Below are 12,008 nucleotides of genomic sequence, written 5' to 3' on the forward strand. Positions count from 1 at the left end.
GGAGTCTATAAAATTAACATTTAACCAAGCCATTTGCTAAAGTAGTAAAAACATGATCATACCAAGGAGGTGAACAGGATGAAAAAGCTGATCGCAAAAGCTTTTAAGCAAGATAAAAGCGATATTTATAAGTTAAGATCCCATATGAAAGCAGGCACAATGGAAGCCGTTTACGGGATAGGTGTGCCCATTTTTATGGACACCAAGACAAATGAATATGCGATAAGAAGCAATCATTCTGACACCAATTTTGATTTAAGTGGGTTGACAGTTTCCTAGATGAAGCGCTCTCTAAGTATAGAGTTTAGTTCTTATCATACGATGAATTATTTTTAAGTATAGATGCTTTAAGTATAGATACTTAGGAGGATTTATATACTGATATTGAACCAAAAGAGAACTCGAATAGATATTTTGAAAGTCGCTTAGTATATTTAGAAGATGTAGAGATCAAGCTGGAAATTAAGCTGACTACATAAAGCCGAGACCCTTAAAATTACCCCATGTGTTCAGATGTTGCATCTGGGCATTAAAAGAATTTTAGGAAAGCTTATAAATCAACTTCTTATAGAGTAACTTATAATGAGAAAAGTATTATAAGGCATATTTTATGGGATGAAATTTATAAAATAAAATTTACTAAAAGAAATTTACTAAAAGAAACCATGCCTGGATATTATATATTCAGGCATTTTTTAATTGAGCTAGGACCAGTCGACTGAAGTGGTTGAGCTCATTGTCTTGCAAAAATAGCATCGAATTATTGGTGCGTATAATTTTGCAGGCTACTTAAACTGGCTATAAATTAAATCACTAAGTAAAAACCGAATGTGAAAATAAGTCATTTGCGAAAACAAGTGTTTATCTTACTATCACAGGCTAGATTCAAGGTTTAAAAAGGTGAAAATATAAATCAAAAATCCGGAGGTAAGATTATGATCGTTTTAAATATAGAACACGTAAAGAAAAGTTATGGTGCTGAAAGCATCTTAGAAGATATACATTTTGATATACAAGATGATGCCCGTCTTGGACTGATTGGAAGAAACGGGGCGGGAAAAACCACACTTTTTAAAGTTATTAGTGGAAAAGAAGACCCTACAGAGGGGTTTGTCCACAGGGCAAAAGGTGCCCAAATTGGATACTTAGAGCAAATTCCAAAATGGCCAGAGAATATGACCGTCATGGAAACCCTTGAAAGTGCTTTTAAAGACCTAACCGATATTCATACAGCCATGCGAAATATGGAAAAGCAGATGGGACAAGTCGGTGGAGAGGCCCTTGAAGACCTTATGGAAAACTATGATAGGGCTCAAAAAGAGTATGAAATTGGAGGGGGATATGACATAGAAGAAAAGCTTGGACGGATTACAACAGGTCTAAAGCTAGAGTCATTTATACATCAATCCTTTGAAACCCTTAGCGGGGGAGAAAAAACAAGGGCCATGCTGGGGCGTCTACTACTGGAAGCGCCGGACATCCTCCTGCTTGATGAGCCGACAAACCACCTGGATGTGGAATCGGTGGAGTGGCTGGAAAGCTTCTTAAAAGAGTATAGGGGGGCTGTTCTAATAGTTTCCCATGACAGATACTTTCTTGACCGCACGGTGAACACAATTGTTGAAATCGAGAGGAAGACAAGTCGCGTTTGGCAGGGCAACTACAGCAAGTACATGGCTGAAAAAGATGAGTGGCTCAGACAGCAACTCAAGGCCTATGAGAATCAGCAAAGAAAAATCAGAGCCATGGAAGAAGCCGCTCAAAGGTTTAGAATCTGGGGCGAAATGCGTGACAGCGATAAGATGTATGCCCGGGCCAAATCCATGGAAAAACGTATTGACCGTATTGATAAAATGGACAAGCCTTTTGAAGACCAAAGCAATATCAAGTTAAACTTTGAAAGCAGTGGACGGTCTGGCAAAGAAGTTTTATCCATGGAAAACATTTCTGCTGGATATGACAAGATAGAGCTTTTTAAAAACGTGGATATGGATTTGCGTTTTAAGGACAGGGTGGCCCTTGTTGGTCGAAATGGGATAGGCAAGTCAACCCTATTTAAGTTGATTCTAGGCACAATGGAGCCGATGGACGGAAGACTTCGACTAGGCGCTAGAACGCATATTGGATATCTAGCCCAAGATATTGCCTTTGAAGCGCCTGACCGAACAGTGCTAGAGTACTTCAATGCTGAAACAGGCTACAATGAAGGACCCTGCAGGAGCAAACTGGCGAGATTTTTATTCATTGCTGATGACGTTTATAAAAAAGTTTCCTCCCTATCGGGGGGCGAAAAAGTCCGTCTTAAGCTGTGTCTTATGATGGAACAAGGCATCAACTTTTTGATTATGGATGAGCCCACAAACCATGTGGACATTCCGTCGAGGGAGATGCTTGAAATGGCTCTTGAGAATTTTGATGGAACAATCCTCTTTATATCCCATGATAGATATTTGATTAATAGAATTGCAGATAGGATACTGGAACTCACTGAAGATGGACTAACGGATTTTGAAGGAAATTATGAAGCCTTCCGTGCCCTTAAAGAAGCCCTCTTACAGGCCCGAATGAATGCAGATAATGCAGAAAAGGAAAAGAAGGCCAAAAACTACCGGGATTCTGATGAAAAGAGAATGAAAAACGCTGAGAAAAGGCGGGTAAAGAAACTCGAAAAGCTAGAGCAGGACTTGGCTGAAAAAGAAGTTCAAATTTCCGATGTGGAAGGAAAGCTTCATGGGTCTGAACTGGAATACGACGCTCTTATGAAACAGTATGACATTTTAAATGCCTTGAAATCAGAATATGACACCCTTATGGAAGAGTGGATGAGTCTGCAAGACTAATTAAAATGCCTTGTGGCAAGAAGGCGGATAAGATATAATAATCTGAGATAAATTTTGACTAAAAAGACTGACAAAAAGCTGAGATGCTACGGGATTCTCAGCTTTTGTTTTTGTTTATGAACTGGACATAGATTGTCTTGATATAGATTTTATTGATATAGAGTATACGAATAAAATTAATGAATTAGTAGAGCGGAGGTTGTCATGAAAAGAGGCAGTATTATTGAATTAACCATAGATCGGGTGGCTTTTCCATCAAAGGCTATTGGAACTTATGAAGGTCATAAAATTCAGGTCAAAGGGGCACTACCGGGACAGAAAATCAAGGCCCGCATAAAAAAGAAAAAACAAAATAGAATAGATGCAACAGTTCTAGAAGTTTTAGAACAGGCTCCAAATGAAGTGGAATCTTTCTGCCCGCACTTTGGACGTTGCGGTGGATGTGCCAGACAGACCCTAAGCTATGAAGACCAAGTCAAACTAAAGGGCGATCAGGTACAAGGTCTTCTTGAGGAAGCGGGCGTTAAAGACTATGAGTGGGGCGGCGTTGTGGCCTCACCAGAAATTTATCATTACCGAAATAAGATGGAGTACTCCTTTGGTGACGAAGAAAAGGGGGGTCCGCTTACACTGGGCATGCACAAAAAAGGCCGTTACCATGATGTTGTCACAGTGGACCAGTGTAAAATTGCGGATAAAGACTTCAATGTGATATTAGCAGAGACCCACAAGCACTTTATTGACAGGGGAATTGCAAAATACGACGGTGTCCGTCACACAGGGGGCTACCTTAGAAATTTAAATGTTCGAAAAGGCAAAAAGACAGGCGAAATTCTCATTGGTCTATCGACGTCTTCTCACGAAGAACACGACTTAAAGCCTTATGTGGACATGCTTCTTGACCTTAAACTTCAAGGCCACATTGTGGGTATTCTTCACATCGTTAATGATGGCATAGCCCAAGTTGTTCGCGGTGACTATGATGTGCTGTATGGCCGTGACTACTATATGGAAGAACTTTTCGACTTAAAGTTTAGGGTGTCCTTCTACTCATTCTTCCAGACAAACACCCTAGGTGCAGAAGTTCTATATGAAAAAGCCATGGAATACATGGACCACATTGAGTCAAGAAATGTCTTTGACTTATTTAGCGGCACAGGCACCATTGCTCAAATTATGGCTGAACGGGCAGACCACGTAACCGGTATAGAAATCATTGAAGACGCCGTGAAGGCCGCAGAAGAAAATGCCAAGCTTAACAAGCTGGATAACTGCGATTTTCTAGCAGGTGATGTTTTTGTTAAACTGGATGAAGTGAAGAAAAAGCCAGATGTGATCGTTGTCGACCCACCACGAGTGGGCATACACGAAAAAACCTTGTCAAAGATTCTTGATTATGGGGTGAAAGGCATTACCTATATTTCCTGTAACCCAGTGTCACTGGCGGAGAACTTGAAGCAGATGCAGGAAGCGGGCTACAGTGTTAAGAAGGTCTGCTGTGTGGATATGTTTCCTCATACGCCGCATGTGGAGACAGTGGTGCGACTACAACGCCAGAACCCTTGATTTTACTGGAGTTTAAGCACTTTTATGACTTCTTTAGTTTTAGCAAAAATAGCGAAAATTACCCCCAAAAAGACCTAAAAAGGAGTATCAAAATTAAAATCGCAATATGACCTGGTACGTGGGAACACGTCTACCAGCAGTGTATTTTGAGATTTGAAAATGGAAGTTTAGATAGTAAAATGCCCTAGATTCATAAGTGTAGAATCTAGGGTTTTTTAGGTGCGCCCAGCATGGGCGCAATCTTATGGGTTAAAGTCCCTAACGCGTCCTAGTAGTGGAAAGCGTATAGCCAATGGCAAGGGTGTCCTCGGTGACGAGGAATCTGAAGGAAGCCGGATGGCAAATCTCTGGTCTGACGAACAGAAATCACATATAAGGCATACTTTTGTGGGTAAGATTGCCTAACAAATCAAAGCCCAATAACTACTCGAGAACAAAAGGTGTAAATGTGGCAGATAGATGGAGAGGAAGATTGCGTTCTTACCTGGGGAGATCTCATGGACGTGTGGAAACAGAGTATGAAACACGGTTGAAATAAGATTTATCATGAGAAGTCAGCAGAAGTCATAGTACTATTGCAGGTATAGATGCGGTAGGAAGGACGGAACTTTAGGAGATAAGAGTCAATGAATGTTACTGAAAGTAAAATTAAATGCAGACAACTTCATAAAGAAGGCTATTTACAAAAAGTATCTGTGGAACAGAGAGGATATGTAAAAGCGCATGATTTACCAAAGATAACTGAAAACAACCTTATCGACAGTCACTTGGAAGGTAAATATTTACTTGAAAAGATTGTATCAAGAGACAACATGAATAAAGCATTTAAGAAGGTAAAATCGAATAAGGGAGCATCAGGGATTGATGGCATGGAGGTTACAGAGCTTAAACTTCACCTTGAAAATCATGGTGCAACTCTTATAGAGCAAATTTTAGGTGGTAAATATAAACCACAAGCAGTAAGAAGGGTAGAAATACCTAAAGAAGAAAAAGGAAAAGTGAGAAAACTAGGTATTCCAACGGTAGTTGATAGAGTTGTGCAACAAGCAATAGCACAGATACTAACGCCGATATTTGAAGAGCAATTCTCGGATAATAGTTTTGGATTTCGACCTAAAAGGAGTGCTCATGATGCAATGAAGAGATGTAAGGAAAACATTGATGAAGGCTATAAATATGTGGTAGATATGGATTTAGAGAAATACTTTGATACAGTTAATCATAGTAAATTAATTGAAGTTTTATCAAGAACCATCAAAGATGGGCGAGTTATTTCACTGATTCATAAATATTTAAGAGCAGGAGTTATTGTTAAACATACCTTTAAAGCAACAGGAGTGGGGACACCGCAAGGTGGACCGCTAAGTCCGTTATTGAGTAATATCATGTTAAATGAACTTGATAAAGAATTAGAACGTCGTGGTCACCGTTTTGTGAGATATGCAGATGACCTAATGATATTCTGTAGAAGTAGGAAAGCTGCAAGAAGAACATTGACGAACATACAGCCATTTATAGAAGGAAAACTATTTCTGAAAATAAATAAAGAAAAGACAGTAGATAGCCATGTAAGAAATGTAAAATTTCTAGGGTTTACTTTCTATATTTTCAGAAAGAAAGCAAGACTACGCATCCATCCAAAAGCAATATATAAAATGAGGAAACGAATTAAAGAATTAACCTCAAGAAGTAATGGATGGGGAAATGACAAACGACGAGATAAATTGAAAAGCTATATAATCGGCTGGATAAATTATTTTAAAATAGCGGATATGAAGACACTTCTAAAGAAAACCGATGAATGGTTTAGAAGAAGATTAAGAATGATTTATTGGAAACAGTGGAAGAAAATCAAAACGAAATTCAAATACCTAAAACATCTAGGTATAGAAGAAGGTAAAGCATGGGAATATGCTAATACAAGAAAAGGCTACTGGAGAATATCCAATAGCCCAATTCTTAGTCGTAGCCTTAGCAATCAAAAATTAAAGGATATAGGTTACATCTTTTTCTTTGATTACTATAACAAACAAGTAACTGTAAACTAAAGAACCGCCAAGTACCGAACGGTATGCTTGGTGGTGTGAGAGGTCGGTCATTCAATTAATGAATGACCTCCTACTCGATTGTTTAAATTATGAAATCTGGAAGAAAGTTTTGAATTAATTCCTATGTTTGAGTTTGCAATCATTCGAGTAAAATCATAGAAGTTTACGGTTATAGTCTTTGATTTGCTCATTATAAGTCATACAGTAATTAACCGTAGAATTCATCAAATTTCTATCTGTAACAAAATCTTGAGGGAAGATTATGCTCATTATGTGGGTTATGTACTTGTAGAATTTGTTATCGAATTTTATTAGTTTCTCTTTATACTCTTCAATATCAAGAGATTGGCGATTAACTATAGGAACTCTCATATTATTGAAGGCAAACATCATCAAAGATGGATTAATGCCTAAATCATCAAAGTAAAATGATCCTCTGTGTTTCATGAAATTCCATTTTTCTCGAATATCCCTCACTAAGTTGTCGTTAAAAAATACTCTTAAAATGTAATCTCGTGTCTTATAATCTTCTAATAGGCTAAGATTATAACATAGAACTTCAAAATTACACTCTTTAGCTGTGTCGTTATAAATTTTACTTGTCATCAATTTATCGTTTAAATCAGTTCGTATACTAAACCATACTAATTGCCAGCTGAAATCCACCAAGAAATTGTAATAGTTCAATGCATTCATTATTAGTTGGGTTTTAACAAACTTGATTGATATATCGTCTTGAGCAAAATCTCCAAAATTTTCATTATCAATATAATGTAAATTAGCTCTTGCTATACAGTATATGGAATAAATATCACTTAATTTATGAGCTCAATAAAGTATATTCTGATTTTGTAAGCCATAGTTTAATTCATCGGCTCGATAATCAAGAAAATAGTGGATATCATTTAATTTGTCATATATATTTGCCAATGTGCTCCCTCCCTTCTGAATTTTTCATGAAGTGCCATAGTTCAAAATCATTTATAACAGACTATTTATATAAAATAGACGTTAGATATATAGGAATTTCACGTTTATTTATTACCTTATTTGCAACACTTAGTGCTCGCCCACCGTCAGATATTGTTTTTGTCTTAACTTGTTTATAAGATGTACTAGTGTACTTGAATTCATCTTTTAGAGCGTCGTAATAAGATTTATCAGCTAAAGATATTTCATTACTAAGTCTCTCGATAAGATGAGCGTCTGCATTACATTTTTTTGCGACTTTACATGTTTGCCATATTATAAATTCTGCATAAGATGATTCAGGATTTGCTTTGATTTGCGGGACTGTTAAACCGTACACTTGCATTTTGTATGAATAATCTTGAATCATTTCTTTTGACCAATACGACCCTATATTCCAACATAAAAAAAGATCCAAGTTTAATTGGTATAATTCATTACATATAGCATCATCACTTATGTCTCCATTTAGTAGTACTAAATCAGCTGTATCGATATTTTCAAAACTGTTTGCAATTTTGTAACCCGCTTTAGAAATTCTATTTTCTGTAGCTTTTACACAATATTCGTTGACTTCTATTGAAACTACTTTGTGACCTGCGTTCAACAAGGCTAAAGTACTTTGACCAGTACCACTACCAACTTCAAGTATTTTGGGATAATCTTTAACACAGTCACACATCCATGAGTAATTATTATTGTTATCTAGATTATCAGCGCTAGCATCCCATTGCTGGGCATAGAGTTTTTTAGCATCTTTTGACATAAATATCCTCCCGTTTAAGTTAGAAATTTTTACTAACTTAATATTCATAAACCTAAATCCTTTCCCCATTCTTATCAACAAAATATCCTTCAAATTCACAATCCAAAGCATCTGCAATAGCTTCTAATTCATTCATAGAGAAATTATCTCTTTTGAACTTATTTGCCATGTTCTGATTTGTGGTTACAAGTCTTTTGCTAAGTTCTACAATCGTTACATTCTTTCTTTTAAGTAAAATCCGGATCTTTTCACCCATCGTTAATTTCATTAATTATCACCTGCCTAAGTTAAATAATACACCTATTAGTGAATAACTGCAACGATTTTAGAGAATGTCTGGTTCAGAATGTCTTGCTATTTAGAAAGTAAAATAAGTGCCTTAATTGCAAAATTAAATTCCATACCTAGTTGTTAAGTTTTTAGATAAATCTCTTGTAACTATTCAGTCACAGCTTTAAGAAAATCCATTGATTGACCTTTTAAAGCAGATTTAATCGCAGTATATGAATTGATACCATGCTTAGCCATAGTTCCTAGATAAGACATAATTCTTACAAAAGTATCTGCACCTTCTTTGGTTCTGAAAGTTCCTGATACCTTTTGTTTCACTTTAATCATTCGGACATCACGCTCTGCTTGGTTATTATCAAAGGGAACATTGAAGTCATTTATAAATAGACAGACTTCCCCCTTGTGGGATGCAAAGCGTTCAATCAAAGCTCTGATTTTACCTTTTTTATGGCGACCACGTTTACCTTTAGGTTTATCAGGTATTGGATTCGCCTTTATGGCTTCTTCTACGATGGCATCGTATTTTGAATTGAAATATTTCAATTGATACTCGCTTAAAGTTGTATAACCATCATTCTTTAAGGTATCCTTTAGATTTTTCATCTCAAGAAGCAGATTGATCATATTTTCAGCCCATATCTGTTCTGGATAATTTTCTATTACACCAGTCAGTTCCCTTAATAGGTGTGCATTGCAGATTCCATGATCAACGTTTTTATATGTAAAATACGGTTTCCAAAAGTCATGTATCGCTATACCTTTAAACTCAGGGAGGATACCACTTGAGTCCATCCCTATTGATCCCCGCTTTTCTTCTACTGTCAAATAAGTGAAGTGGGTATTTGAAGCATTATGAACCCAGTGAAGTTTTTTATCTACACGTAAACCTGTTTCATCAAAATGAGCAAGATCTAGTGACTTGACCTTGTCACGAATAAGATTTACGGTATCTTCTAGTTTTTCACTTACATTGGTAACCATAGAATGAATTGTACCTGTACTAATGGGCAGATTGAATACTGCGCTTAAAATATCATGAGTACGTTTGATGCCTACCATACCAGCAGTATTTAGTGTAACAGCAAGCGCTTTCAAATTGTCACCATACTGAACACGCCCTTTGATAGACTCTGGAAACACACCAGATATGACTTCATTGTTTCTATAGGAACATTCACATGTCATTACCTGATGAGCTGTAACCTTTGTATCAATAATGATATCGATATTATATCTAGTTTCAGAAACCTGACATGCATCACACTGTTTTTTAAACGGACAGTTATTACATTCTTTCGGAAAATGCTGTACTGTTTCATCAGGAGTTTTCATAAGTTTAAGTCCGTTGCCTTTGTGCCCTTTCTGAGCACCGGCAGATTTGCCGGAAGGCTTGCGTAAACTCTTTGGTTTAGGTTTTTTAAGCCCATCGCTTGAAGGAGGTTTAGAACTGTTATTGCTGTTTTTATTGAGGCTTTCCTTCAAGGTCTTGATGGTTTCTGCTTGCTCAGCATTAGTGGCTATCAGACTATTAATAATATCAGTTTGATTGTTGATTGTGTCAGTTTGATTGTTGATTGTGTCAGTTTGATTGTTGATTGTGTCAGTTTGATTGTTGATTGTGTCGGTTTGATTGTTGATTGTGTCGGTTTGATTGTTGATTGTCGTCGTTAAAGATTCAACAGCAGCGGTAAGTGTGTTAATTTTATCCATTAGCTCTTTAGTTGTTTTTGAAGAAAAATCGTTATTCATGCTGCTATCTCCTCTCTTTTTTTAGCTACTTATATTATAGCATAAAATGAGGTTAAAATCCAGTATTTTCAATAGTTACAACTGGATTTTAAAAGAAAAAAACAGGCTATTTTTCTTTGCGGAGCAGAGTATAAAAGTACGAAAATCCAATAGTAAATATCCTAGATATTTTCACCTGTCTGAATAGTTACAATCTCTTTAATAAAAGGAGATGTACGAGTATGGATTTTTGCCTTACATAAAATTGAATAGTTGATTAGTTTCATTCAGGAAAGCCAAAAATAGATGGTTTTCCTTTTTCTTTTGTTTGATATTTTCATCGTTTCTTGTTACGGTTGATTAGCTGGTGGCCGTATCAAAGGAGGCAGATTATGTCTAAATACCTAACCTATGATGAGCGATTAGAAATCGAAGCCGGATTAAAGGTTGGTCTTTCTTTCGGAGCCATCGCTAAACTTATATCTAAGGATAGAACCACAATAGCAAAAGAGATAAAACGTAATCTCATTATTAAAAAAACAGGTTATGGTGGATATCCTTATAATGCTTGTAAACTAAGGCTTAAATGTACTAGAACCAAAGTATGTGATGAATGTAAGTATCCATCCAAACCTTATTGTAAGAACTGTAAAATCTGTAATGATGGGTGCCCTTACTTTGAAGAAGATATTTGTGTCAGCAAGTTCAAGCCACCTTATGTCTGTAATGGTTGTAACACATTACCTAAATGTACATTGGCGAAGCCTTATTACAGTGCCATTGATGCTCACAATAAGTATTCTGAGAATATTTCTGAATCAAGGAGTGGCATCATTACCAATGAAGCCGAAATAGCAAGAATTAACGCTATTATCTCACCACTGATTCGGAAAGGTCAGTCCATTCACCAAATCTATGCCAATCATGTGGATGAACTGATGTGTAGTGAAAAGACCTTATACAACTACGTTGATGCTTGTTTGTTTGATGTCAGAAACATTGATCTGCCAAGGAAAGTCAAGTTCAGACCACGTTATAAAAAGTCTGAGTTCAAGATTGACAGAAAGTGTCGTATTGACCGTACGTATAAGGATTTTACGGACTATATGAACAAGTATCCTGAAACATCCGTTGTCCAAATGGACTCTGTTGTTGGTAATAAAGGCGGCAAAGTTTTATTAACATTACACTTTGTAGATACCAGTTTTATGATGGCATTTATACGTGATGCAAACACTTCCAGGTCTGTTATTGATATCTTTGATTATCTCTACAGAATTCTAGGCAGAGCTGACTATGAGAAACTATTTCCTGTGTTTCTGACGGATAATGGTAGTGAATTTTCTAATCCAAAAGCTATTGAATATGGTCCTATAGGAATTCTTAGAAGCCGTTTGTTTTATTGTGATCCAAGTGCTCCTTACCAAAAAGGGGCTATTGAAGTGAATCATACATTAATTCGTAGAATTCTTCCAAAAGGCTCATCGTTTGATGACCTGACTCAGGAAGATATCTTATTAGTGATGAATCATGTAAATTCTTACACACGCAAAAAGCTGAACGATAAAAGTCCCTACGACGCGTTCAGCTTTTATTACGGAAAAGAACTACTGGGTAAGCTAGGCTATGTTTCAGTTGCCGCTGAAAACATTAACTTAACACCAAAACTTCTCAAAGATTAAAACTGTAAACCGAACAAACGCCACCAGCATTATAAGTTAACTTAATACCATAAAAACAGGGGTGGATTTTCCGATTACAAAAAACCGAAGGAATCTTGACCTCTATTTATGATGCCAT

9 protein-coding genes are annotated in these 12,008 nt (G+C 36.6%); 5 read left to right on the plus strand and 4 right to left on the minus strand.

Annotated elements, in window-relative coordinates; translation table 11 throughout:
- Positions 1–78: 78 nt before the first annotated feature.
- From ACQ4KW_RS03190 to ltrA, 4 genes are all read left to right on the plus strand, one after another.
- Positions 79–279 (plus strand): hypothetical protein, encoded by a 201-nt coding sequence (locus ACQ4KW_RS03190; protein WP_430885092.1) that lies wholly within the window; start codon positions 79–81, stop codon positions 277–279.
- Positions 280–935: 656 nt separating this feature from the next.
- Positions 936–2,840, plus strand: coding sequence for a ribosomal protection-like ABC-F family protein (abc-f, locus tag ACQ4KW_RS03195; RefSeq protein WP_430885093.1), 1,905 nt, complete (start codon positions 936–938; stop codon positions 2,838–2,840).
- Positions 2,841–3,044: 204 nt separating this feature from the next.
- Positions 3,045–4,406 (plus strand): 23S rRNA (uracil(1939)-C(5))-methyltransferase RlmD, encoded by a 1,362-nt coding sequence (gene rlmD / locus ACQ4KW_RS03200; protein WP_430885094.1) that lies wholly within the window; start codon positions 3,045–3,047, stop codon positions 4,404–4,406.
- 626 nt (positions 4,407–5,032) lie between these two features.
- Positions 5,033–6,454: a group II intron reverse transcriptase/maturase gene (gene ltrA / locus ACQ4KW_RS03205; RefSeq protein ID WP_430885095.1), complete on the plus strand. Its 1,422-nt coding sequence runs from the start codon at positions 5,033–5,035 to the stop codon at positions 6,452–6,454.
- A 153-nt stretch (positions 6,455–6,607) separates the two neighbouring features.
- On the opposite strand, the gene ACQ4KW_RS03210 is transcribed toward ltrA, so the two are convergent.
- The 4 genes from ACQ4KW_RS03210 to tnpC form a co-directional block, all read right to left on the minus strand.
- Positions 6,608–7,060 carry a hypothetical protein gene (locus ACQ4KW_RS03210; RefSeq protein WP_430885096.1) on the minus strand — a complete coding sequence of 151 codons (453 nt, stop codon included), beginning with the start codon at positions 7,058–7,060 and terminating at the stop codon, positions 6,608–6,610.
- 385 nt (positions 7,061–7,445) lie between these two features.
- Positions 7,446–8,189 (minus strand): hypothetical protein, encoded by a 744-nt coding sequence (locus ACQ4KW_RS03215; RefSeq protein WP_430885097.1) that lies wholly within the window; start codon positions 8,187–8,189, stop codon positions 7,446–7,448.
- A gap of 52 nt (positions 8,190–8,241) precedes the next feature.
- The gene (locus ACQ4KW_RS03220) at positions 8,242–8,457 is read right to left on the minus strand and encodes a helix-turn-helix domain-containing protein (RefSeq protein WP_430885098.1); all 216 of its coding nucleotides are present in this window, start codon (positions 8,455–8,457) and stop codon (positions 8,242–8,244) included.
- A 170-nt stretch (positions 8,458–8,627) separates the two neighbouring features.
- A complete protein-coding gene (gene tnpC / locus ACQ4KW_RS03225) occupies positions 8,628–10,229 on the minus strand; it encodes an IS66 family transposase (protein ID WP_430883388.1) in 1,602 nt (533 codons plus the stop codon).
- Positions 10,230–10,600: 371 nt separating this feature from the next.
- On the opposite strand from tnpC, the gene ACQ4KW_RS03230 reads away from it, so the two are divergent.
- Positions 10,601–11,890, plus strand: a complete 1,290-nt coding sequence (locus ACQ4KW_RS03230) for an IS30 family transposase (RefSeq protein ID WP_430885099.1) — start codon at positions 10,601–10,603, stop codon at positions 11,888–11,890.
- Positions 11,891–12,008 lie beyond the last annotated feature (118 nt).

The sequence above is a fragment of the Tianxiuia mixotrophica genome, from assembly GCF_050596425.1.
Lineage (GTDB): Bacteria > Bacillota > Clostridia > Peptostreptococcales > Acidaminobacteraceae.